Origin of the sequence: Methylomicrobium sp. Wu6, from assembly GCF_035916875.1 — a bacterium.
In the GTDB taxonomy this organism is placed as follows: domain Bacteria; phylum Pseudomonadota; class Gammaproteobacteria; order Methylococcales; family Methylomonadaceae; genus Methylomicrobium.
Window position 1 is genome coordinate 17,518 of the sequence record NZ_JAXUHN010000047.1, and the last position, 23,972, is coordinate 41,489.

Annotated in this window: 22 protein-coding genes and 1 pseudogene; 12 read left to right on the forward strand and 11 right to left on the reverse strand. The window is 54.0% G+C overall.

Annotated features, from left to right (window positions below; genetic code table 11):
• Nucleotides 1-4: 4 nt before the first annotated feature.
• From U2W12_RS03925 to U2W12_RS03945, 5 genes are read right to left on the reverse strand one after another with little or no spacing between them, the layout of a single operon-like run.
• A complete protein-coding gene (locus U2W12_RS03925; RefSeq protein WP_326499362.1) occupies nucleotides 5-1,828 on the reverse strand; it encodes a VWA domain-containing protein in 1,824 nt (607 codons plus the stop codon).
• Nucleotides 1,825-2,805, reverse strand: a complete 981-nt coding sequence (locus tag U2W12_RS03930; protein WP_326499363.1) for a VWA domain-containing protein — start codon at nucleotides 2,803-2,805, stop codon at nucleotides 1,825-1,827. Before U2W12_RS03930 ends, U2W12_RS03925 begins: the two co-directional genes overlap by 4 nt.
• Entirely contained in the window at nucleotides 2,802-3,278 is a 477-nt protein-coding gene (locus tag U2W12_RS03935; RefSeq protein WP_326499364.1) for a DUF4381 domain-containing protein, read from the reverse strand. Before U2W12_RS03935 ends, U2W12_RS03930 begins: the two co-directional genes overlap by 4 nt.
• Entirely contained in the window at nucleotides 3,278-4,216 is a 939-nt protein-coding gene (locus U2W12_RS03940; protein ID WP_326499365.1) for a DUF58 domain-containing protein, read from the reverse strand. Before U2W12_RS03940 ends, U2W12_RS03935 begins: the two co-directional genes overlap by 1 nt.
• Nucleotides 4,217-5,206: a MoxR family ATPase gene (locus tag U2W12_RS03945; protein WP_326499366.1), complete on the reverse strand. Its 990-nt coding sequence runs from the start codon at nucleotides 5,204-5,206 to the stop codon at nucleotides 4,217-4,219. It abuts the gene before it with no gap.
• 365 nt (nucleotides 5,207-5,571) lie between these two features.
• Here U2W12_RS03945 and U2W12_RS03950 point away from each other — a divergent pair, with 365 nt between their 5' ends.
• Genes U2W12_RS03950 through U2W12_RS03965 form a run of 4 tightly spaced genes read left to right on the forward strand, consistent with a single transcriptional unit; the run spans nucleotide 5,572 to nucleotide 8,588 of the window.
• Nucleotides 5,572-6,909 (forward strand): MFS transporter, encoded by a 1,338-nt coding sequence (locus U2W12_RS03950; RefSeq protein WP_326499367.1) that lies wholly within the window; start codon nucleotides 5,572-5,574, stop codon nucleotides 6,907-6,909.
• Between the two features lie 50 nt (nucleotides 6,910-6,959).
• Nucleotides 6,960-7,559 carry a DUF4124 domain-containing protein gene (locus tag U2W12_RS03955; protein ID WP_326499368.1) on the forward strand — a complete coding sequence of 200 codons (600 nt, stop codon included), beginning with the start codon at nucleotides 6,960-6,962 and terminating at the stop codon, nucleotides 7,557-7,559.
• 4 nt (nucleotides 7,560-7,563) lie between these two features.
• A complete protein-coding gene (locus tag U2W12_RS03960) occupies nucleotides 7,564-8,394 on the forward strand; it encodes an SDR family oxidoreductase (protein ID WP_326499369.1) in 831 nt (276 codons plus the stop codon).
• Nucleotides 8,395-8,396: 2 nt separating this feature from the next.
• The gene (locus tag U2W12_RS03965; RefSeq protein WP_326499370.1) at nucleotides 8,397-8,588 is read left to right on the forward strand and encodes a CPXCG motif-containing cysteine-rich protein; all 192 of its coding nucleotides are present in this window, start codon (nucleotides 8,397-8,399) and stop codon (nucleotides 8,586-8,588) included.
• A gap of 58 nt (nucleotides 8,589-8,646) precedes the next feature.
• On the opposite strand, the gene U2W12_RS03970 is transcribed toward U2W12_RS03965, so the two are convergent.
• Nucleotides 8,647-10,542, reverse strand: a complete 1,896-nt coding sequence (locus U2W12_RS03970) for an exo-beta-1,3-glucanase (RefSeq protein WP_326499371.1) — start codon at nucleotides 10,540-10,542, stop codon at nucleotides 8,647-8,649.
• 130 nt (nucleotides 10,543-10,672) lie between these two features.
• Between U2W12_RS03970 and U2W12_RS03975 the strand changes: the two genes are divergently transcribed.
• Both U2W12_RS03975 and U2W12_RS03980 read left to right on the forward strand, forming a co-directional pair.
• Nucleotides 10,673-11,533, forward strand: coding sequence for an isocitrate lyase/PEP mutase family protein (locus U2W12_RS03975; protein WP_326499372.1), 861 nt, complete (start codon nucleotides 10,673-10,675; stop codon nucleotides 11,531-11,533).
• 140 nt (nucleotides 11,534-11,673) lie between these two features.
• Nucleotides 11,674-12,198, forward strand: coding sequence for an SRPBCC family protein (locus U2W12_RS03980; protein WP_326499373.1), 525 nt, complete (start codon nucleotides 11,674-11,676; stop codon nucleotides 12,196-12,198).
• A 294-nt stretch (nucleotides 12,199-12,492) separates the two neighbouring features.
• On the opposite strand, the gene U2W12_RS03985 is transcribed toward U2W12_RS03980, so the two are convergent.
• From U2W12_RS03985 to U2W12_RS03995, 3 genes are all read right to left on the reverse strand, one after another.
• Nucleotides 12,493-13,005, reverse strand: coding sequence for a hypothetical protein (locus U2W12_RS03985; RefSeq protein ID WP_326499374.1), 513 nt, complete (start codon nucleotides 13,003-13,005; stop codon nucleotides 12,493-12,495).
• A 115-nt stretch (nucleotides 13,006-13,120) separates the two neighbouring features.
• Nucleotides 13,121-14,005 carry a fructosamine kinase family protein gene (locus U2W12_RS03990; protein WP_326499375.1) on the reverse strand — a complete coding sequence of 295 codons (885 nt, stop codon included), beginning with the start codon at nucleotides 14,003-14,005 and terminating at the stop codon, nucleotides 13,121-13,123.
• A gap of 23 nt (nucleotides 14,006-14,028) precedes the next feature.
• The gene (locus U2W12_RS03995) at nucleotides 14,029-14,595 is read right to left on the reverse strand and encodes a c-type cytochrome (protein ID WP_326499376.1); all 567 of its coding nucleotides are present in this window, start codon (nucleotides 14,593-14,595) and stop codon (nucleotides 14,029-14,031) included.
• Between the two features lie 188 nt (nucleotides 14,596-14,783).
• On the opposite strand from U2W12_RS03995, the gene U2W12_RS04000 reads away from it, so the two are divergent.
• A complete protein-coding gene (locus U2W12_RS04000; RefSeq protein WP_326499377.1) occupies nucleotides 14,784-15,278 on the forward strand; it encodes an NUDIX hydrolase in 495 nt (164 codons plus the stop codon).
• A 1-nt stretch (nucleotide 15,279) separates the two neighbouring features.
• Here U2W12_RS04000 and U2W12_RS04005 read toward each other — a convergent pair whose 3' ends face one another.
• On the reverse strand, nucleotides 15,280-16,890 hold the full coding sequence (locus U2W12_RS04005; protein ID WP_326499378.1) for a SulP family inorganic anion transporter: 1,611 nt from the start codon (nucleotides 16,888-16,890) through the stop codon (nucleotides 15,280-15,282).
• Between the two features lie 107 nt (nucleotides 16,891-16,997).
• Entirely contained in the window at nucleotides 16,998-17,900 is a 903-nt protein-coding gene (nhaR, locus tag U2W12_RS04010) for a transcriptional activator NhaR (protein ID WP_326499379.1), read from the reverse strand.
• 537 nt (nucleotides 17,901-18,437) lie between these two features.
• Here nhaR and U2W12_RS04015 point away from each other — a divergent pair.
• From U2W12_RS04015 to U2W12_RS04035, 5 genes and pseudogenes are all read left to right on the forward strand, one after another.
• Entirely contained in the window at nucleotides 18,438-18,896 is a 459-nt protein-coding gene (locus U2W12_RS04015) for a hypothetical protein (protein ID WP_326499380.1), read from the forward strand.
• A 97-nt stretch (nucleotides 18,897-18,993) separates the two neighbouring features.
• Nucleotides 18,994-20,412, forward strand: a complete 1,419-nt coding sequence (locus U2W12_RS04020; RefSeq protein WP_326499381.1) for an acetyl-CoA carboxylase biotin carboxylase subunit — start codon at nucleotides 18,994-18,996, stop codon at nucleotides 20,410-20,412.
• Between the two features lie 132 nt (nucleotides 20,413-20,544).
• Nucleotides 20,545-20,832, forward strand: a pseudogene (locus tag U2W12_RS04025) (GxxExxY protein); the annotation flags it as partial.
• A 62-nt stretch (nucleotides 20,833-20,894) separates the two neighbouring features.
• Nucleotides 20,895-22,730 carry a sodium-extruding oxaloacetate decarboxylase subunit alpha gene (oadA, locus tag U2W12_RS04030; protein WP_326499382.1) on the forward strand — a complete coding sequence of 612 codons (1,836 nt, stop codon included), beginning with the start codon at nucleotides 20,895-20,897 and terminating at the stop codon, nucleotides 22,728-22,730.
• Between the two features lie 2 nt (nucleotides 22,731-22,732).
• Nucleotides 22,733-23,734 carry an L-threonylcarbamoyladenylate synthase gene (locus U2W12_RS04035; RefSeq protein ID WP_326499383.1) on the forward strand — a complete coding sequence of 334 codons (1,002 nt, stop codon included), beginning with the start codon at nucleotides 22,733-22,735 and terminating at the stop codon, nucleotides 23,732-23,734.
• The last annotated feature ends 238 nt before the right edge of the window (nucleotides 23,735-23,972 follow it).

The window sequence follows — 23,972 nt, forward strand, 5'->3', positions numbered from 1 at the left end:
TGCGCTACCAATTTTGGGCCTTGTTGCCGGAGCGCTGCTGACGCTGGCCATACTGATATTTGAATTTGCGTTTCAACAATCCGGCCGGGTCGTCGGGGATTCGATTCAACCATTGCTCATTGGCCTGCATCTTCTCATCGGATGGATGTATCGGTTGCGCTTCTGACGCTTCATTTTGTTTGGATGGGTCCGGTTTCTTCTGGTCTTCCTTTGCCGCGGAAGCTTCCTTAGCCTGTTGCTCTTCAGGTTTTTGTTGTTGTTCGGCGGCTTTCTCCGACGCCTTTTCTTCGCCGGCTTCGGGTTTTTCCTGCTTGTTGTCGCCGTTCTTTCGTTCGGCGTTTTCGTCTTTTTGTTCGGGTTTCTGCTCGGAGCCGGATTGATCTCGCTGCTGATTCTGTTGATCCTGCTGTTGATCTTTTTCCGAATCTTTCCGCTTATCTTGCTGTGTTTGATTTTGCTGCTGCTGTTTTTGTTGCTTCAGAGCCTCTTCGACCAGCTTTTTATTGTATTTAGCGTCTTCATTTGACGGATCGATCGCCAACGATTTGTCGTAAGCCGCGATCGCTTCCTCGAAACGGCCTGCTTTCGCGAGCACATTGCCCTGATTATAAAAACCGGTCGCGGTCTTCGGTTCTTGCAATTTACTTGCCTGCGCCTCGTCCGAACGGTATTGCGCAGCAGCCCTCCAGTCCGGATTCTCGAACAAGTCGGCTGCCCGCTCATATTGTTTTTGTGCAAAAGCCTCGGCGCCTTGTTGATCCTTGGTCTTCCACAAATCCTGCCAATCCAGCGCATAGCTGTTTTTCGGCAGCGGCAATAACGCCACGAATACCACGCACAACAAGCCCCGGCGGAACGAGAACGCGGCCAGCGGCAGCACGGCAAGCACAATCCAGGGACCTAGATCATCCCAAAGGTCGATCAGCAATTTGTTTTCGCTATTGCCTTTAGCCTCCGGAACAGCCGTATCCAGGTTCGCAAGCACGGTTTCAATGTCGCTGTCATCCGCTGTGATGGTTTGATAAACGCCACCGCCCGCGCTGGCCAATTTGGCAAGTTTGGCCTCATCCAATTTTGGCACCACGATCGCGCCTCGTTCGTCCTTTAAAAACCCGCCGTTGGACAGAGCAATCGGCGCACCTTCGTCAGTACCGACGCCGAGCACCGACAAACGATAATCATTCAGCGTTTTCGCAGCCGCCAGCGCTGCATCCGTTTCGACGCCATCGGTGATCAGAATAATCTCCCCTTTGGGCAGACCGGCCTGCTGCAGCAATTGTACGGCCAGCTTCAGCGCAGCCTCGGCATGGCTACCTTGAGTTGGGATAATATCGGTCGTTAACGCCTCCAGTTGACTCGCGATCGTTTCCGTATCATCGGTCAACGGCGTCACCGTAAACGCATCGCCTGCAAAAACCAACAGAGCGGTCTGCCCGTCCTTACGCCGCCGCAACAAATCAGCGATCTTATAGCGGGCCCTGATCAGACGACTGGGTTTAATGTCGCCCGCATCCATCGAGCGGGACAAGTCCAGCGCAATCACCAAAGCCGAATCGTTTCTGAACACTGGTGATGGCAGACGCTGAATTGTCGGGCCAGCCAACGCCATGATAGCCAACAGCGCCATGGTGCTGCCGAGCAGTAGAGACTTCCGGCTCGCTTTCACCGCTTTTTCCTGTAACAAATAGGGCAACAGGGCCGCATCGCAGACCGACGCCCAGTTTCCGCGGCTGAGCTTGTTGCGCAGCAGCATGATCATCATTGCGATCGCCGGAATCAACGCCAGCAGCCAGTAAGGCCGAATAAAATGAAATTCGCTAAGATTCATGACCACCTTAAGCGTGACAGACAGATTACAGCCGCTAAACCGAGTGCGAGACCCAGAGGCCAGAAAAACAGTTCGCTCCGGGGACGAAAAAATTGGCTGTCCTTGTTGACCGGCTCCAACTGATCCAACAGCATATAAATATTATCCAATTCCCGGGTGTTGCGGGCACGGAAATAACGCCCGCCGGTTTTTTGCGCGATGTCGAGCAAGGTTTTTTCATCGAGGTCGCGCGACGGATTAACCTTCTGCGCTCCGAACAGACTGCGCACGATCATTTCATCCGCACCGATGCCTATTGTGTATATTTTCAGCTGATTGTCCGCGGCCAGTTCCGCCGCTTTCAAAGGCGATACCTCGCCGGCGGTATTCGCGCCGTCGGTCATCAAAATCAATACCCGACTGTTAGCGGGCTGATTCTTCAAGCGCTTGACCGCCAGGCCGATCGCATCGCCGATCGCGGTGTTGTCGCCGGCCAAGCCGATCGCCGATTCGTCCAGCAAGGTTTTGACGGTCTTGCGATCGAAGGTCAAGGGCGTTTGCAAATAAGCCTGCGTGCCAAACAGGATCAAGCCCATCCGATCACCGACCCGACGTTCGATAAAATCGCCGGCGACCCATTTGGCCGCGGTCAGCCGGTCCACTTGCTGCTTGTTGATCACAAAATCCTGTTCTTCCATACTGCCGGACAAATCGATGGCAAGCATGATATCGCGTCCGCTGACCGCCTGCTCGATCGGTTCACCAAGCCATTGCGGCCGCATGCTCGCGATCACCAATAACAACCATGCCAACATCGCCAAGCGCAACGGCCATTTTTGAGGTTGCGAAACGGCATGGGTCTTGCCGATATCAAAATCATCCAGAAAAGGGACTTTCAGCGCCGCCTGTTCGGCCGGCAACAGCGGCGGCACCAAGCGGCGAATCAGCCAGGGCAACGGCAAAACGGCAATAAGCCAGGGCCAGACAATATGAATCATTTTTTACGTTTGCTTTGCGCTTTGAGCCAATCTTCACAGAGTTGGAACACTTCCTGAATCGCCAGTTCGGATGGCGCAGGTTTTTGATAATGCGTGTCGAGGAATACGCGGCCGACGCCTTCACTGAATGGTGCGCCTTTGACCGAACGGTCGAGGTAATGCAGCCAGTTTTGACCGGCCAAACCGGCGACTTGGGCGCGGGCATCGGTGCTGATCGCGACACGGCGCAGCAAGGCGGACAGTTCGGTAATTTTTGCCAGATCATCGAGCGACGAATCATTTTTCAACGCCTTGAGCATCTTGCGGGCGGTTTTGAGCGCGGTTTTCCGGGTTAGCCGTTTATACAGCCAAAATAAAAATCCCAGAAACAACAGCGTCAGCACTAATACGAGCCACCAACCGATCGCCGGCGGCCACCAGCCGATCGCTTCCGGTATATGAATGTCGCGCAGCGGTAAATCGGCAACAGGCATTACTGACCCCGCATCAGATGCTTCAAGCGCTGCACCGGATCGTCAGCGGTGCCGCACAAAACCAGTTGCAGGTTTTCTTTGCGGGCGATCGCCTGCAACCGCTGCAAACGCTCTGCAAAACGCTGCCGGTAATTGGTTAAACGCCGCGAATCGGCGCTGTCCATCACAACATCGCGTTCGCCATCGGTGAAGCGATAACGGCCTTTAACCGGAAGACTTTGTTCAAGCGCGTCAAACACGAATAGCAAGACCACATCGCAATGTTCGGAGAGCCGCGCCAGATGCGTCTCGGCGGCCTCGTTGACGCCGCGAAAATCACTGATGATATAAACCCGGCTGCCGGGGCGAACATGTTTGACCAGTCTGGCCAGGATTTGCTCGAAGGCATATTTGACTTGCCGATCCTGGACGGGCCGGTCGATCAATCCGTGCAAAAAATGCAGCACCGCTTGTTTGCCGTTTTGCGGTTTCAGCTCCCGGCAATCCTGTTCCGAAAAAATCTGGCCGCCGATCCGGTCGCCATGATGTTCGGCGGTCCATGCCAACAGTGCCGCCAGTTTCGCGGCCTGCACCGATTTGAACACGCCGCGGGTCGCAAAATGCATCGCGGGGCGGTCATCGACCGAAATGAACACCGGCCGCTCGCGTTCTTCGCGAAAAATTTTGGTGTGCGGCGTGCCGGTGCGCGCGGTGACTCGCCAGTCGATCGTGCGCAGATCATCGCCGGGTTGATAAAGCCGGGTTTCATCGAATTCCATGCCGCGTCCCTTGAAGCGAGACAGAAATCCGCCGCTTTGGAGCGCGCGGATCGCGCTTTTGGGATGCGTCAGCCTTGCCGCCGGCCGGGCAAGATCAATCAAGGTTTTCAGACTGACCGTGATCAGTTCATCGGACGTCACGGCCCGGCGGTGTATGGCTTTTTGCTTAGTGAGTAGCATTTATGGAACGGCAATCCTGGCAATTAATTCCTTGATCACATGATCGGCGGTGATACCCTCGGCTTCGGCTTCATAAGACAGAATCAGGCGATGCCGCAGCACATCAAATGCCATGTCCTGAATGTCTTCGGGACCGACAAAATCCCGTTCGGCCAGCCAGGCCTTGGCGCGGGCGCAGCGGTCGAGCGCGATACTGGCTCTGGGGCTCGCACCATATTGCAGCCATGACGCCAAATCGCGACCATAGGCCTCGGGACTCCGCGTCGCCAGGATGATTTGCAACAAGTATTCCTCGAGCGTTTCGGCCATATACACATCGAGCACTTCGTTACGCGCAGAGAATAATATTTGTTGGGAGATCGATTCGAATCGCGCAGTTTTTTTCAGCACTTCCGAACGCGCCTCTCTTCTGGCCAGATGCAGGATATCTTTTTCATGCTTGGGATTAGGATAATCGACCTTCACATGCAGCAAAAAACGGTCGAGTTGCGCTTCAGGCAAGGGATAAGTGCCTTCCTGCTCGATCGGGTTTTGCGTCGCCATTACCATAAACAACCCCGGTAACGGGTAGGTGGCCTGACCGACCGTGATCTGCCTTTCGGCCATCGCTTCGAGCAACGCCGCCTGTACCTTGGCCGGCGAGCGGTTGATCTCGTCAGCCAGAATCAAATTGTGAAAAAGGGGGCCTTGCTGAAATTCGAACGTGCCTTGCTGTGGACGATAAATTTCAGTACCGGTCAAATCGGCCGGCAGCAGATCCGGGGTGAATTGTACGCGGTGAAAATCGCCTTGTATGCCTTTGCTCAAGACATTGATTGCGCGCGTTTTCGCCAGACCTGGCGCCCCTTCGACCAGAATATGGCCGTCGGCCAGCAAACCGATCAGCATTCGTTCGACCAAAGCCTCCTGGCCAATGATTTCACTGTTGATGTAATTTTTGAGCTTGATCAGCGCAAGTTGCGTGATGTTCTGATTGTGGGTTTCTGACATGTGTCCGTCTCGTTGAATCCTTAGTGACAACAACGTTGAGCAAAATCTTGCCGTATGAAAGCATTTTTCGGCAATGGTTCAATATTTTATCCCGTTTCAGGTGGGGAATCATAGAGAGTAACTCTGTGAGAAAAGGCTGGATTTGTTGTGGATAGGGCTGTGTATAAAATTGTGCATAAACTTATCCACAATCGATCAACAAATTGACAGCCGTTTTAACGACAGCTTACCAGTCAAAATAACTTGCTGATAGTTAAAAACTATTTTGTCTTAGTCACACTATTTTTCAGGCTAATAACAATAAATAGATTTTAAATTCTTTCACTTTGTTACGATTACGACCTAAGCATTAATTTTTATAAAATATGTCTTTATATAAAAATCAACAAGATACCTCAATAGGAATACCACCGGGCATTCCCTACATCGTCGGCAACGAAGCAGCGGAACGCTTCAGCTACTACGGCATGCGCGCAATTCTGGTCATTTTCATGACTCAGCATTTGATGAATGCGTCGGGACAACGCGATGTGATGACAGAACAGGAAGCGCAAGGTTATTTTCATTTGTTTGTGGCATCCGTTTATCTGATGCCGGTGTTCGGCGCTTTGTTGGCTGACTTTTTTTGGGGCAAATACCGGACGATTATCTTGTTGTCGATGGTTTATTGTCTGGGCCATTTAAGTCTGGTTGTTGACGATACCCGGTTGGGGCTAGCGCTGGGACTGGGCTTGATCGCCATCGGCGCGGGCGGTATCAAGCCTTGCGTGTCCGCGCATGTCGGTGACCAATTCGGCAGCCATAATTTGCATTTGCTCGGCAAGGTTTTCGGCTGGTTTTATTTTGCCATCAATCTGGGCGCTTTTTTGGCGATACTGGTCGTGCCCTGGCTGCTAGAGCATGCCGGCGCGTCGGCGGCGTTTGCCGCGCCCGGTCTGTTGATGTTATTGGCGACCTGGGTGTTTTGGTCAGGTCGACGCCGCTTTGTAAAAATTCCACCGTCCGGTATGCGGCTTATCAAGGATTTGTCGGAACGATCCGTGTGGCCAGCGTTGAGTAAGTTGGCTTTGATTTATACGCTGGTGGCAGTATTTTGGGCTCTGTTCGAACAAATCGGCTCATCCTGGGTATTGCAGGCCGAGAAGATGGGCCGTCGCATAGGCAATGTCGAGCTCTTGCCTTCGCAGATTCAGGCCTTGAATCCGCTGTTTATCATGTTGCTGACGCCATGCTTTTCCTACGGTGTTTATCCATTTTTGAGTCGTTATATCTCGCTGACCGCATTAACAAAAATTGCTATGGGCTTGTTGTTGACAGTCGTGGCGTTTGCAATTCCTGCGATCATTCAAATGCAGTTAGATCAAGGGGTGCAAGTCCATATCGTCTGGCAGTTGCCGGCTTATCTGCTGATGACTGCGGCCGAAGTGATGGTATCGATCACTTGTCTTGAATATTCCTATACCGAGGCGCCGAAATCGACCAAATCTCTGGTGATGGCGGCTTATTTTTTTTCGATCTCTCTGGGCAACTTGTTTACCAGTGCAATCAATTTTTTGATTCAAAATGCGGATGGCAGCCTTAAATTGTCCAGGGCCGATTATTTCTGGTTTTTCACCGGCTTGATGCTGGCCACTGCGCTGCTGTTTATGCTGTTGACGCGAATGCTGGAAAAGAAAGATCTTGCACGCACTGCGCTTCGATGAATTCGCCTATACTCAATGTCTATTTCATTACCGGATAGACGGAAAGCACCATGAAAATCATCATAATTTTATTCGGCAGTCTGTGTTCTCTTGCTTCGCTCACGGTAACGGCGGGCGTTTATAAATGCACCGACGAGACCGGCAAAGTTGTTTATAAATCGCAAGCCTGTTTGGCCGGACAAAGCAATGCACAAGTCGATATCAAGACAGGCATCACAAAAGATCTGGATCAGGAAAAACAACAACAACTGTTGAAAGATCAAGCTGAGCAGGCCAAATTGACCGAACAGGAACAGCAAGAACAAAAAATTGCCGAGAAGCAAGCCAGACTGAAACAGGAAGCGAAAGACGAGAGCGCAAAAAATCAGTTTCTGATCAAGAATAACCCGTTACAATATTCAGCGTTTGCGATACCGCCTTACGATCCGGAGCAATTGCCGGCGCTGGTCAAAAATTTTGCAGCGCGGCTTCCGGACATCGAGCGCTTTAGACGTTTCGCAGCCGGGAAAGCCCTTGCGACCAACCAATGCGGCCGAGTCGAATCGGTCGAATTGAACAACAAGAGCACGCAAGATGCGTTGGTGTTTCTAGTCGATTGCAGCACCGCAAAAAAATATTATCTTAGCGAGCAGGAACTGAAGCCCCAATAACCCGATGAATGCAGCGAAAACCATTTTGATCACCGGCTGTTCGACCGGTATCGGCTATACGACCGCGATGATGTTGAAAAATCGCGGCCATACGGTTATTGCGACCGCGCGTAAGTCTGAAGATGTTGCCCGCTTGCAGGCGGAAGGCTTTAACGCTCTGCAACTCGATCTGGCCGACAGCGGCAGCATCAATTTGGCGGTAGAACAAACGCTCGAATCAACCGGCGGTAAACTGGACGCATTGTTCAACAACGGCGCGTTTGGCCAGCCCGGCGCGGTCGAGGATCTAAGCCGCGAGGTGTTGCGTTTTCAGTTTGAAACCAATCTGTTCGGTACGCACGAATTGACCAATCGGATCATTCCGGTGATGAGGGCGCAGGGTCATGGCAGGATCATCTATAACAGCTCGATTCTGGGTTTAATCGCATTGCCTTTCCGAGGCGCCTACAATGCGAGCAAATTCGCGCTGGAAGGACTGGCCGATACGCTGCGTCTGGAGCTTCTCGATACCGGCATTCATATTTCACTCATCGAGCCGGGGCCTATCCTGAGTCATTTCCGGCAGAACTCGTTCGCGCTGTATAAACAAAACATCGACACCGAGCACAGCGTGCATCGGGACAAATACCGGGCGATGGAAGCGCGTTTGCAAAAAGAAGGCGCGGCGGTGCCTTTTACGCTTCCTGCCGAAGCGGTCGCGGAGAAAGTCGTGCATGCGCTCGAAGCGAAGCGGCCGAAAATCCGTTATTACGTGACCTTTCCGACTTATTTGTTCGGTACGCTGAAACGGCTATTGCCTTACGCCTGGCTCGACAAGCTACTGATCAAGGTGTGACGATGCTGGAACCCGACGAGATCGTGATCGATTGCCCGTATTGCGGCGAGCCGCTCGACGTGCTGGTCGATACCTCGTCCGGTCCTCAGCGTTATTACGAAGATTGTTCGGTCTGTTGCCGGCCGATCTTGTTCATCCTGTCCGAGGATGCCGCGGGCGAACTGATTCTGGACATCAAGCGTGACGATGAATGAGGTAATGGCGTCATCAATGGCGGTGCTGATAACGCCTCGGTAAATCCGTCAACATGAACTACTCGCCTTGGCGGCTCTTACCGACGGCCCATAACGGCAACGCCAACACGATCAAACTTCCGAGCCAATACACCATCTGGCAATTGGTTACGGTATAAATCAACGCCTTTTGCAGCCGTTCGCCGAAATCGGGATGCGCTTCAATGAAATCGTGGCCAATCATGAAAGCATAGGTTTCGCCGACGATCAACGCCGGCACCGCCAGAATCAAAACCCAGGCCAGCAGTCTGAACGGCAACAGAATTATCAGCGCCGCGATCAACAATACCCAGCCTTGCAGCTGGCTGTATGTCAGCGTGGTCATGAAACCGGCGTAGAGCCTGTCCACGAAGATCGGGTAAGCGGTCGGAAAATTGGTGCCGATCATGATCTGATAGGTTTCGAAAGCCACGAGCACCGCGCCGGCAACCGCCAATAGCGCGCTCAATTTATACACGCCGCCGGTCTTTGCAGTCCCGCCGACGATGCCGGCCAAGACTTGCCGCCAGTTTTGCTCGCCGCCGATCGCCCCGAGCACTAGCAGTCCCAACGTTCCGGCCACCGGGATTAAGGTCAACGGATACGGAATGTTCAGATAGCGCCCGTTCAATCCCAGCGCCTGCGCCTTATAAAAGGCCAGCGCGACAAAGGTCAAAAATAAATAGCGGCTCCAGGCGAATAGGAAGGCGCAGCTTTTGGCAATGCGTAACAATTCCGCGCCCTGACGTAGCAGCAGCGCGCCCAGGGCGATACCAAGGCCCGCAATCGACAGCGCATGAAAGCGCTCCAGGTTGTTGTAGCTGGTGTACCAAAGATCGGCGGTCTGATTGACCTGCAGGGCGCTGAGCATTCCGGCAAAGCCAACGAATGCCAGCAGCGGCAGAGCCGAGAGCGACTGCAAGCGGCTGGCGTAAAAACCGACCACCGCCAGCACGGTCAATAAACTCGCGACTAACACTCGCAACGGCCAATTCGGGTTTTCGATGACCTTGCCGGTCAACGGAAACACCGGCTCACGATCCACCGAGTAAAGCCCCCAGCTTGCGCCGACCACGCCCTCCAGCTTGCTCTTCCAGGGCTGGTTAAACGCCTCGACGATATTGATGTCAAAGCCATTTTTATTGGCAACCTGCACTAGCGAGCGAATGAATTTGGCTTCGTTGACCACGCTCGGTACCGCAGGTCCCCGCTGACGCCCCGTGCTTGGCCAGCCGGATTCGCCGATCAGGATCGGTTTTCCGGGATAGGCGTCGCGGATTCTCTGATAATTCTTCACGATATGTTCGGCGGTTTTATCGACCGGTAACGGTTCGTCTTCCCAATACGGCAGGATGTGCACGGTAAAAAAGTCGACTTCTTTCGCTATTTCGGGATAACGCATGTAAAACGACCAGACATCCGCATAGGACACCGGCTGCTTGACCGCCTGCTTGACCCGGCGGATATAACTCAGCAATTGCTCGGGCTCGAGCTCGCCGCGCAGCAGCACTTCGTTGCCGACGATCACGCGGGTAATCACGTCCGGATAGGCGTTCGCCGCCTTGATCAAGGCGGTAATCTCTTCCTCGTTTTCCTTCGCCACCGTGGGGCCGCCAATCCAGGCGCCCTGAATCATTTTCAGGCCGTATTTGCGCGCCATCGCCGGCAACTCGGTCAACCCTTTCGAACTCGCATAGGTCCGGATCGTATGGGTCTGGCCGGCCAACAAGCGTAAATCCTCGTCGATTTCCTGAGCGCTCGGAAAGACTTCGGTCAGCGGACTATGATCCTCGCGAAATGGCGCGAATGAAACACTATTGACCTTGCCGCCGGGCACATCGACGCCGGCGTCCTGCGGCAGATTGTTCAGCCAAGTGATCAAGGCATTGACGACCACCACCAACGCGATAAAGAAAAGGGTCCGTGCAAGTCTCATAAGTTAAGGAAAGTCCAGGAAAAAATTTACCTGCTATCATAGCGCCCAAAGGCCGGAATTGCCAATGGGCTATGCGGCTATTAAACAGACCTCGACTGGCATATCAAATCAAACTAGTACAACAAAATCGATGAAAAATACACTTCGAGCCCTGATCGAACAGACCGGCATCAAAGCCGCTCCCGCCGTGTATGATTGTTTGGGCGCGATGATCGCCGAACAGGCGGAATTCGAATTCCTCTTTACCAGTGGCTTCGGCCTATCGGCTTCTCTACTCGGCAAACCTGACATGGGTTATCTGAGCGCCAGCGAGATGATAGCCGCGGCCTGCCGGATCGCAAACAGCGTTTCGATTCCCTTGATCGCCGACATGGATACCGGCTACGGTAATCCGCTGAACGTGATCCGCACGGTCCAGGAAATCGCCCCCTCGAAAGTCGCCGGCATCATCCTGGAAGATCAGGAATGGCCGAAAAAATGCGGGCATTTCGAAGACAAACGGGTAATTCCGATGCAGGAGCAAGCCGAAAAAATCAAGGCGGCGGTCTATGCGCGCGGCGATTCGAACCTGGTGATCATCGGTCGAACCGATGCCCGCGCGATCGAGGGTTTGCAGGGAGCCATCGCCAGAGGCGAACGCTATCTCGAAGCCGGCGCGGACGTGTTGTTTATTGAAGCGCCGCAGTCCCGGGACGAACTGGAAGAGATCGCCCGCCATTTTACCGGAGTTCCGCTGTTCGCGAACATCATCGAAGGCGGGAAGACCCCGAACTTGTCGGTTCGGGAGCTTGAAGAGATGGGCTACAAGCTGGCGGCTTTTTCCCTGTCCGGCTTATTTTCGGTGACACAGGCGCTGAAGGATTGCTTTGGCAACTTGAAACAGGATGGTTCGACCGAAAATATCAATAAAGATCTGTCATTTGAACAATTTAAGGAAGTGATTCATATCGACAAGCATATTGAACTGGAAAGGAAATTCGGGCTTTCTTGAATCCGCCATCTATGCAGTAAGCTTGTAGGGTACGCACCGCGTACCTTTTTTGAGGCTTGATTCACCGGAACACTTTGAAAAGGTACGCGGTGCGTACCCTACGATACTAACATTAAGCTTCGTCACCTAGGAGAAAAGAAATGATCGAATCCATTGTTATCACAGTTGTCGTTCTTTTCGCCGCCCTGCTGATCTATGCGGCAACCCGGCCCGATACTTTCCGTGTTGAACGCTCGATAAGCATCAAAGTCCTTCCAGAAAAAATCTTTCCCCTGATCAACGATTTTCACCAATGGGAGCCCTGGTCGCCCTGGGAGAAAGTCGATCCCGCGATAAAGCGCAGCTATAGCGGAGCCGTCAGCGGCGAGGGCGCAATCTATGAATGGAACGGCAACAAGGAAATAGGTCGGGGCCGAATGGAAATCATCGAGTCTTCACCTCGCTCCAAAGTGTTGATCCAAATCGATTTCATCAAACCCTTCGAAGCTCACAATACCATCGAATTCACGCTCGTAACCCATGGCGACGCCACGATGGTTACTCAAGCCATGTATGGACACTGCCCATACATTTCCAAGCTGATCGGCATCTTTTTCAGCATGGACAAGATGGTTGGCAAAAAATATGAGGAGGGCCTCGCGAATCTGAAAGCCATCAGCGAGTAAACAGTGAGAAAAAGCCGGGCTTATTGTGGATAAGGAGGTGTAAATAATTGTGCATCAATTTATCCACAATCCATCAACAAATTGGCAGCCATTAAAAAGACAACTTGCCATGTAACATAAGCCGTTGATAGTTATATGTTATATTGTCTTACCCACAGATTTTTTCAGGCTAATAGTAGTAAATAGCTTTTAAATACTTTCATTTTATTATGATTAGAAAGTAAGCACCATTTTGACAAAAAATACCTTCCTATATAAATCAGTAAGATACGGAATGCCTTTGCGCTTTCTGCTTTATATATCCATAAACAACATCGGTAACCCATAAGTCACCACAAAATAACCGAATGCCAAAATCAGGCTCGCGCCACGCTCGAAAGCAAAGGACTGCCGCAAAATGTAAGCGACGATCGCCAGATACCATAGCACCAGCAAGGCACCGATGCCGATCGAAATTTCTTCCGCTTTTTCCCGATGGGTCATCACCATCCAGAAATACAGCCCTTCGGTGAAGGTGGCCAGCGTCATGATAAAGTTTTCGCAGACGAAAATCGCGGTGAACAGTTGATAAAAATTATGCCGTTTTTTGAGCAGTAGCAATAACACCGTGATGGACGAAAATGCCATAATGGTCCGCAACATGACTTCCAATGAGCCGTCCGCGGGATCGGCAATCAGGCCCTCGACAATCATTCCCGAAATCAGGTAAAAAATCACCGTCTTCCACATGAACGATTTGGAAGGTGTTAAATCGAGGGGATTATTGCGAAACCAGCAAAGCGCAAGGTATTGGATTAATAAACTCATGATTTAAATGCCGCACAAAAAAGATGGTTATTTGGAATTAAGAAAACTGCCGATTATACCGGTTGTATCCATGTATCGCGATAATCCAATCTTAAGCGAGTGCTTGGTGAGTCAGTTAAACGCCGAGTTCGGCCAACAATTGCATTGTCATATTTTCGGCCTGGCGCTGGTAGCCGCCACCGAAAAGGTTCAGATGATTCAGGATGTGATAAAGATTGTAAAGCGTCTTGCGGACCGGATAGCCTGCATCGAGAGGCCAGATTTCATCGTAGGCCTGATAAAAATCCTTGTCGTAGCCGCCGAACAATTCGGTCATCGCGATGTCGGCCTCGCGGTCTCCGTAATAGCAGGCCGGATCGAAAATGACCGGCTGGCCCTGCCTGTCCGCCGCGCTGTTGCCGGCCCACAGATCGCCGTGAAGGAGTGACGGTTCCGGTCGGTAGCCGTCGAACAGGCCATCCAAAGCGCCGCACAGACGTTCGCCCTGGCTTTGCAAACGGCTTGAGCAACCGTTATGGCCGGCCAACTGCAACTGAAAACCGAGGCGCCTTTCGCGCCAAAATTCTATCCAATCTTTGCTGCGTGTATTTACTTGTAGCGTACTGCCGATGGTATTGTTCCGACGCCAGCCGAAATAAGGCTGCTTATGCCGGTGCAATTCGGCAAGTTGCCGCCCAAGCAGCCGTTGCGATTGTTGATCGGAGCGGCCAAATTCCAGATATTCGAGTACCAAAAAAGCTTGTGTGCCGGACTCGCCATGAACGATTGGAGCGGGCGCGCGCACCACGCCGATACTGGAGATTTCCTGCAAGCCGTCGAATTCGGCAGTGAACATGTCCGCCAGTTCACGGCGATTCAGTTTAACGAAATAAGACCGGTCGCGGCCTTGCAATCGATAGGCCGAGTTGATATCGCCGCCGCCCAACGGTCGCGCGGCGGCGAAATGGAAGTCTTGATCGGTTGCGAGATTGATCCGCTCGGCAATTGCTTGCCAGTTCATTCTATCGTACTGAAAGAAGCCGTTTAAAGCGAGCCGAAGTAAGCAGCCAGCGCTTTCATGTCGTCATCGGAAAGCGTGCTCGCCATGCTTTGCATAGGGCCGCCTTGACGAGTGCCTTCTTTGAAATTCTTCAGCTGGGCCACCAAATACCCCGGATGCTGTCCCGCCAACCGCGGAATCTGCGCACTGCCTTGCGCTTGTGCGCCATGACAACCGAGGCACATCCCGGATTTGTCCGCACCCGTTTTAACCAACGCCGCATCGCCACCTGCTTTTGCCGCGGGTTGACCCGCAAAATAAGCGGCGAGATTTTCGATATCCTGATCATTCAAATTGCCGATCATGCTCTGCATCATCGGATTTGTACGGGCGCCGGATTTGAACGCCTTCAGTTGAGCAGCCAAATAGGCCGGTTGCTGAGCCGCCAGATTGGGCCATTGCGAATTGCTGCTTTTGCCGTTCGGTCCATGGCAACCGGCGCACATCGCCGCTTTCTCGGCGCCTGCCGCCGCATCGGCCGCCAGCGCCGGAACCGCATGGGAATAAGCCAGGACAAGACACGCGGACAGGGAATGCTTCAATGAAAACATAATCTACCTCATAATGGTTATTATATGAATTAACGCTGGTGAGATATTAACGACGGGGAGGAGGATCTTTAACACCCTTTTCACCAGTCTCTGGAACGCCCGGTAAGTTCCGGCAACATATCACTTCGACCATTCACTTACAACTACTATCCGTCCCGTATAATAAAAAGTTCAGCAGGTGCAGCCTAATGCAGGAGAAAGAAAATCCATCATTTCCGGAACCGATGATCGGCGTCGGCGGCCTCTTGGTTAACAGGCAAAACCAGGTACTGTTGATCAAGCGCGACAAACCGCCCGCGCAAGGGTTATGGTCGGTGCCGGGCGGTAAGCTCGAAGCCGGCGAAGCGCTAGTCGAATGCTGCCGGCGGGAAGTGAAGGAGGAAACCGGTCTGGAGGTGAACGTGCTATCGATCGCCGCGGTGGTCGAACGGCGCATCGAAAACTTTCATTATGTGATTGTCGATTTTTTGGTCGAATTAGTGGACGAGCAAAACAACATCCCTGTTGCAGCGAGCGACGTCTCGGAGGCGCGCTGGATAGACCTCGAGAAAATCGGCGACTATCCCTTGGTGACCGGATTATCCGCAATCATCCAGCGGACAGCGGCCGACCGCAGCGGCGGGCTCCACGCCCCGGAGGAATCGGATACCGATTTCATCCTGCCGAGACGGGACAATCTATAGATCAGGCGACGGCCTGAGGTTTTTTGCCGCGACCGTTGAGCACGACGTGAGCCTCATGTTTTTTCATCTTGTCCTTGCCGTGTAAATCGACTAACTGCACCGAAATATTGTCGTCCGGCGCGGCGGCCAAGAAATCCTCGATCGTTTCGACAATATCGTGGTCAATGAACCCCGCCTTGCTCGCGTCGATCACGACCGTGCTATTCGCCTCGATGCGCAAAATAAACTTGCGCAGCAGTGCCTTGTTCAAAAACGAGACGTCCTTGTTCAGCGACAGCACATAATGCGAACCGTCCTGCGTCAAGGTGATCGCGGCATGGTAATTCGCCATGATCACGAAAATCATCCCGACCGCCATGCCGATCGCCATGCCTTCCAACAAGTCGGTCGCCAGAATCGCGCCGACCGTAACCACGAAGGGCACAAACTGACTCAACCCTTTGCGGAAAAATTCCTTGAACAGCTTCGGTTTTGCCAATTTATAGCCGGTTTGCAGCAAAATCGCCGCCAAACAGGCCAAGGGAATATAGTTCAGGTATTGCGCGAAGAACAACAAGCTGATCAATAGGCACACGCCATGCACGAAACAGGCGATCCGGGTTCTTCCGCCCGCGTTGATGTTCGCGGAACTGCGCACGATCACGGCGGTGATCGGCAAGCCGCCGATAAAGCCGCTGATCATGTTGCCGATGCCCTGCGCCCTCAGTTCGCGATTGGTCGGCGCGATGCGTTTCAACGGATCGAGTTTATCGACCGCTTCCAGGCTCAACAGGGTTTCCAGGCTCGCGATAATGGTCATTGTTACCGCGACGGTATAAATCTGGCGATCGGCGAGAAAACTCCAATCTGGGAATACAAACTGATCGAAAAGCGCGGTCGGATGATCCAAAACAGGTAAAGTTACCATGTGTTTTGGGTTGTTGACCGCCCATTCCGGCGCAAATTTCATCGCGGTCAGATTATAAGCGACGCCCCAGGCCACCGCGACCAACGGCCCGGGAATCAAGGTGAAGAGCTTGCGCTTCTTGAACCAGGACAATTCCCAAATGATCATAATCAGCAGACCGACAGAACTGATCACGAGCGCGCCGGGCGAGATCGCTTTCAACGAGTCGAACAAGGCATACACACTCGAACCGGCCGTATCGGCCATATAGCTTTCGTCGCCCTCGAAACTCGCGTCGTAACCGGTCGCGTGCGGGAGCTGTTTCATGATCAGGATCAGACCGATCGCCGCCAGCATGCCTTCGATCACCGAGGCAGGAAAGAAGGAGGCAATGATGCCCGCCCGCAAAAAACCCAACACCAATTGCAGAAAGCCCGCTATCACAAGAGCGGTCAGAAAGCCCTGAAAACTGCCGATCTTTTCGATCGCATTCAGAACGATCACGGTCAAACCGGCGGCGGGACCCGAAACGCTGAGCTGGGAGCCGCTCAGCCAGGCGACCACGAGACCGCCGATCAGGCCCGCGATCAGGCCGGAAAACAGCGGCGCGCCCGAAGCCATCGCGATTCCCAGACAGAGTGGCAGCGCAACCAAAAAGACGACGATACCGGCGGGCACATCGCCCTTCAAATGGTCGGTATAATATTTGAGGTGTTTGTGTATCATGAGATTGACTCCATTTTATTGGGTGAGGCAATAGCAGCTTGCTATCTAGTATAACTTGTTTCGAATCGATACTATAATCAAAAATTGAGTTTCCCCGATTTTCCGCTTTACGCGCTCTCTTTGAACAACCATTCGCCGGCTTTTTCGGCAATCGCCGTGACGGCCGGATGCGCGGTTTTACGCTGCACCGAAATCGCATAATAACGGATGACTGCTTCTTCGACCGTTCCGATCGCGATCAATTCATGCTTTCTCTCGATCTCGGCGCTGATCGCGGTCGGCGCTGCGATCACGCCGACGCCCGCCTGCGCGAATTCCTTCATCAATGCGCTGTCCTCGAATTCGCCGACGATCGCCGGATGAATGCGCCATTTGTCGAACCAGCGCTGCAAATGCGTCCGGATGCCGGTGTTCGAGGCGGGCAGCAACAGCGGCGCATTATCGAGGCAAGACGGAAATTCGCCTTGCAAGCGTTCGGTCAATGCCGCCGCGGCGAAAATCGTCAGGCCCGATTCGCCCAAGGGATCGCAAGATCCGCGGAAATCGAGATCGGCGGCAATCGGGCTGTCTGAAATGACCAGATCGAGCTTGTGCAGCAACAAATCTGTAAGAAGGGCATCCAGATCGTTTTCGCGGCAATAAAAATGAATGGGTTCCGGAATATGCAAAGCCGGCTCCAGTAAGCGGTACGCAATCGATTTAGGCACGACGTTGTCGATGCCGACCTTGAACGCGAGTGACGATTTCTTCGGCTGGTGGCGCACCGCATTTTGCAGTTCGCTGCCCAACGAAAAGATTTCATCCGCGTAGGACAACACCAGCCGTCCGGCATCGGTCAGCTCCAGATGCCGGCCGACTCGATCGAACAAGGTCACGCCCATCGAGTCTTCCAGGCAGCTCAATTGACCGCTGATCGTTTGCGGCGTCAAATGCAGCTGCGCGCTGGCCTTGACGATGCTCTTTTCCTTGGCGACCATCCAGAAATAGTGCAAATGCTTGTAATTGATCATATTTTGCTCTTTACACTGTAACGAAGAGAAAACAAAATTTATTATTGCACCGTTTCATGTCGGTCCACAGATTCATCACAGAGCAGAGTCGCTTTTACTCGATAAAACTGCGCGCCAGAAAAGTGCAAAACAGGTGTCATTTTGCTCAATAATAATATCGTATCGAAATAATTCGAAATAGACGATTAAAATATCTTTTTTAATATCATATAGCGGCCACAAAAAACACAATACATCGTTTTTTTCGAATAAATGATCAAATATATTCTGCTTTCCAAATTTTGAGTTAGCCGCTAAATTTATCATTGGTCAATTAGGAAAGATTGGAGCACAGGATGCAGGCAAGTCAGAATCGAAGCTTTCTGCCCGCAGATCCATCCCTTTTTAGCGTATGTCGCGCGACGGGGTCTTTAATGCAAATCGATTTACCATGAACGATACGACATTCACCCCGTGCTTTGTCCCTCGGCGGCTGGATTAAAAAAACTCGGACAATCAGTTTCCAGGTTCGTATCAAAACCTCATTAGGTCTACTCGATGAACAAATTGAATGAAGTTTTTATTAAAATTCAGCAACTTTCTTCACGCCAGCGTAGAGTCTGTTTCAGCTCCAGCCTGGTCGGCAGCTTGATTTTGCTGCCCGACCTCTATTTGGCCGGAGCGCACTATCTGCTGGAATTCCTGCATATCTTCTACGAATCGCTGTGCTTCATGTTCGAAGAGTTGATTGGGCACAGTCTCCATCTGAGCAAATACCATAGCCAGCTGATATTATTCTATGTGCAAGTCGCGATTATCGGCGGCGTGGCGTATAAGGTATGGCGGACGGCGCCAGGACTGTATCGTCGCGCCAAAGCCTATGTGCGTGCTTCCTATCAGCAACTGCTCACCGACGGCAAGCAGTACTGGGCCGAAATGCCCAGCCGCAAACGGCTGAAAGTTTTGGCCGGTTGCGCGGCCGGCATGTTCGGCATTTATTTTTGGGTGACCAGCTGAGTGTATCGGCTAAGAATCTGATATAGTGGCAGTTAGCCGTCAAAGACTTCCGTAATCTCTTAAACAACGCGAGTTTCTCCGCCGTCCAAGCCGTTTTATGTTACGCAAAATCCTAATCGCGAACCGCGGTGAAATCGCGGTGCGCATCATCCGCGCCTGCGCAGAGATGGGCATCCGTTCGGTCGCGATCTATTCCGAGGCCGACCGCTTTGCGCTGCATGTCAAAAAGGCCGACGAATCCTATTGCATCGGCAGCGAGCCGGTCGCGGGTTATCTGAATATCTATGCGCTGGTCAATCTGGCCGCGGCGACCGGCTGCGACGCGATCCATCCGGGCTACGGCTTTCTTTCCGAAAACGCGCAATTCGCCAAGGCCTGCGCCGAGCGCGGCCTGGTGTTCATCGGACCTTCGGCCGAGGTGATCGAACGGATGGGCGACAAGACCGAGGCGCGCAAGGCGATGATCGCGGCGGGACTGCCGGTCACGCCGGGTTCCGCCGGCAATCTGGACACGGTCGACGAGGCGCTCGAAGTCGCCGAAACGATCGGCTATCCGGTCATGCTGAAAGCGACATCGGGCGGCGGCGGGCGCGGCATCCGCCGCTGCGATACTCGCGATGAACTCCGGCGCAATTACGACCGGGTGATCTCCGAGGCCGGCAAGGCTTTCGGCCGGGCCGAAGCGTTTCTCGAAAAATGCATCGTGAATCCGCGCCATATCGAGGTACAGGTCTTGGCGGACAATCACGGCAACACGATCCATCTTTACGAACGCGACTGCTCGATCCAGCGCCGCAATCAAAAGCTGATCGAAATCGCGCCGTCGCCGCAGCTCGAGGAAGCGCAGCGCCAGTACATCGGCGGCCTCGCGGTGCTCGCTGCGAAGGCGGTCGGCTACACGAACGCCGGCACGGTCGAGTTCTTGCTCGACGATCAGGACCGCTTCTATTTCATGGAAATGAATACGCGCGTGCAGGTTGAGCACACGATCACCGAGACGATCACCGGCGTCGATATCGTCGAGGAGCAGATCCGCGTCGCGGCCGGTTTGCCTCTGCGCTTCAAACAAGAAGAAATTCACCGGCGCGGCTTCGCGATCCAGTTCCGGATCAATGCCGAAGACCCGCAGAACAACTTTCTGCCGAGCTTCGGCCGCATTTCGCGCTATTACGCGCCGGGCGGCCCCGGCGTCAGGACCGATACCGCGATCTATACCGGCTACGAGATACCGCCCTACTACGATTCGATGCTCGCGAAGGTCATCGTCAGCGCATTGACCTGGGAGGATGCGATCAAGCGCGGCGAACGGGCGCTGCGCGACATGGGCCTGTTCGGAATCAAGACCACGATACCCTATTATCTCGAAATCCTCCGTCATCCCGAATTCCGTTCCGGACAGTTCAATACCGGCTTCGTGGACAAACATCCGGAACTAATCAATTATTCGCACAAACCCCGGCCCGAAGTGCTGGCCAGCGTGATCGCTGCCGCGATGGCCGCGCATACCGGCCTGTGACCCATTAATGTCCACGAAATACTCGAAAAGCACGAAAAAATGGATGGGGAAATTTGGTACAAAGAAGAATGTTACAAAATACAAGGTGCCGTGTTTGAGGTGTATCGGGAAATGGGTTGAGGTTTTCTTGAGTCGATTTATCAAGAGTGTATGGCAAGGGAACTGTCAAAACGAGGGGTACCGTATTTTGAACACCCAGAACTGAGACTTTTTTACAAAGGCGATACGTTACGGCAGACCTATACTCCTGACTTTATTTGCTACGAGTCCATCATTGTTGAAATAAAAGCGCTTTCCGCGACTACGGGAGCGCATAAGGCGCAGGTGTTGAATTATTTGAAAGGGACGAAAATGAGCTTGGGTTTGCTGGTCAACTTTGGCCACTACCCGAAAGCAACAGTTGAACGGATTGTGCTATGAAATTTTTCGTGCCTTTTATGTTTTTCGTGGACAATGCGTAACATCAGTTAAAAGGTTTAACGATGCAAAAAGTACATATTACCGACGTCATTCTGCGCGACGCGCATCAATCGCTGATCGCGACGCGCCTGCGTACCGAAGACATGCTGCCGGCCTGCGCGCAGCTCGACGAGATCGGCTATTGGTCGCTCGAATGCTGGGGCGGCGCGACCTTCGACGCCTGCCTCCGCTTCCTGAAGGAAGACCCCTGGGAGCGCCTCGCCAAGCTGAAAGCCGCGCTGCCGAGAACGCGTCTGCAAATGCTGCTGCGCGGGCAAAACCTGCTCGGCTACCGGCATTATTCGGACGATGTGGTCAGAGCCTTCGTGCAGCAGGCAGCAGAGACCGGCATCGACGTATTCCGTATCTTCGACGCGCTGAACGATGTCAGGAACCTCAAAACCGCGATCGAAGCGGTCAAGCAGAGCGGCAAGCATGCCCAAGGCACGATCTGTTACACGACCAGCCCGGTGCACGACACCCATAGCTTCGTCGCGCTCGCGAAGGACCTCTCAGAGCTCGGCTGCGACTCGATCGCGATCAAGGACATGGCGGGCCTTCTGACGCCTTATGCGACCAGCGAGCTGGTCAAGGCGCTGAAGGACGCGATCGACCTGCCCTTGCACCTGCATTCGCACGCGACCTCTGGGCTTGCCGAAATGTGCCAGTTGAAGGCGATCGAAGCCGGCTGCCGGCACATTGACACGGCCCTGTCGTCCTGGGCCGGCGGCACCAGCCATCCGCCGACCGAAAGCCTGGTCACCGCACTGAAGGGTACTCCCTACGACACCGGCCTGAACCTCGATCATCTAAAGGAAGTGAACGACTATTTCGCCGGTGTGCGCAAGAAATACCGCCGCTTCGAGAGCGAATACACCGGCATCGACACCCAGGTGCATCTGTTTCAGGTGCCGGGCGGCATGATCTCGAATCTGGCCAACCAGTTGAAGGAACGGAACGCGCTTGACCGGATCGGCGAAGTCTACAAGGAGATTCCGGAAGTCCGGAAAGACCTCGGCTACCCGCCGCTGGTGACGCCGACCTCGCAGATCGTCGGCACCCAGGCGGTGTTGAACGTGCTGACCGGCAAGCGCTATGAGACGATCACGAACGAGGTTAAACGCTACCTGCAAGGCGGCTACGGCAAGGCGCCCGCGCCGGTCGATCCGGGCCTGCAAAAGCGCGCGATCGGCAGCGAAGAGCCGATCGACTGCCGTCCGGCCGATTTGCTGAAGCCCGAGCTCGAGCATCTGCGCGAGGCCATCGGCCACCTGGCCTTGAACGACCGGGACGTGTTGAGCTATGCGATGTTCCCGGAAGTCGGCAAGCAGTTTCTCGAACAACGCTCGTCCGGCGCTCTGACTCCGGAACCGCTCGAAATCGAGCCCACCCAGGCCGACGGCATCAAGAAGGCGCCGACCGAATTCAATGTTGCCCTGCACGGCGAGTCCTATCACGTGAAAGTCACCGGCGCCGGCCCTAAGAATCAGATGCTGCGCCATTTTTATTTCATGGTCGACGGCGTGCCGGAAGAGATCGTCGTCGAAACGCTCGACGAAATCGTGCTCGACGGCGGCACCCAGGGCGCGGTCAAGAGCAATATCGCCAGCAAGCGCCGGCGGCCGACCGAGCCGGGCGATGTCGGCGTGCGCATGCCCTGCAATGTGCTCGAAGTGCTGGTCAAGGTTGGCCAAAAAGTCGACGCCGGCCAGGCCGTGCTGGTCACCGAGGCGATGAAGATGGAAACCGAAGTGACCGCGCCAATCGCCGGCACCGTGAAGGCGGTGCATGTGGTGAAGGGCGAACCCGCCAACCCCGACGAAGTCTTGATCGAAATCACCCCACAAGAATCCGCTTGACGATGAAACCTTTGCTTGCGGATGACGCCGCTCTCGACCTTGCCGCCGATCTCTTGCGCCGGGGGCGCCTGGTCGCCTTTCCGACCGAAACGGTTTACGGCCTGGGCGCCGACGCCTCGAACGCGGAGGCGGTCGGCCGCATCTTCGCGGCCAAGGGGCGCCCCGCCGATCATCCGTTGATCGTGCATATCACGGATGCTTCCTGCCTGACCGATTGGGCCGAGACCGTGCCCGAGACGGCCTGGCTGCTGGCCTGCCATTTCTGGCCCGGCCCCCTCGCGATGATCCTGAAAAAAAAGCCGCAGGTGCCGGATGCGGTGACCGGCGGCCAGCCGACCGTGGGCCTGCGCGTACCGAACCATCCGGTCGCTTTGAGTCTGCTCAGAAAGTTCGGCGGCGGCATCGCCGCGCCTTCGGCGAACCGTTTCTGCAGGATCAGCCCGACTACGGCCCGGCATGTCGAGGAAGAACTCGGCGACAGCGTCGATCTGATTCTCGACGGCGGCCCCTGCGAGGTCGGCGTCGAATCGACGATCATCGATTTGAGCGGCGCCCGGCCGCGGCAGCTCCGGCCCGGCAGAATCACCCGCCAACAGATTGAAGCGCTGATCGGCGTACCCTTAGCGGTCGCGGCCAAGAGCGATGAAGCCCTCGATATCCGCGCGCCAGGCCTCTTGGCCGTGCATTACGCGCCGAGCACGATGGCGCTGTTATGCCGGGCCGATGAACTCTCGGCAACGCTCGCAGAACTGAATGCGCAAGGCCGGCGCGTCGGCCTGATCGCATACCATCGGCCGATCCTCCCGCTGCATCTGGAACACATTCTGCACATGCCCGAAGCCGCGCACGACTATGCGCAGGCGCTCTATGCGGCCTTACGCGAAATGGATAATCTCCGGTTCGATCTGATCGTGGTCGAGCAGCCGCCCGAGGGCGACGCCTGGCAGGCCGTCAACGACCGGCTGCGCAAGGCGACCGTGCCGGCATCGACTGTCTTTGGCTGATTCATGTTTGTTACCGTGAAAATCGATTTATGGTTCCCACGCTTTAGTGGAAACCCGCTCCAGGACGCTCAACGTCCCGAACCGCGGAGCGGTTTAGACTGCATTCCTACGTAGAGCGTCAATGCCATTAAGTTAAGAGAAGCTTCGCTCCTTCTCCCTTCGGGAGAAGGCTGGGATGAGGGGATCAAAATAAAGTATTTTTCCTTATTTTTGATCCTCCTCACCCCAACCCTCTCCA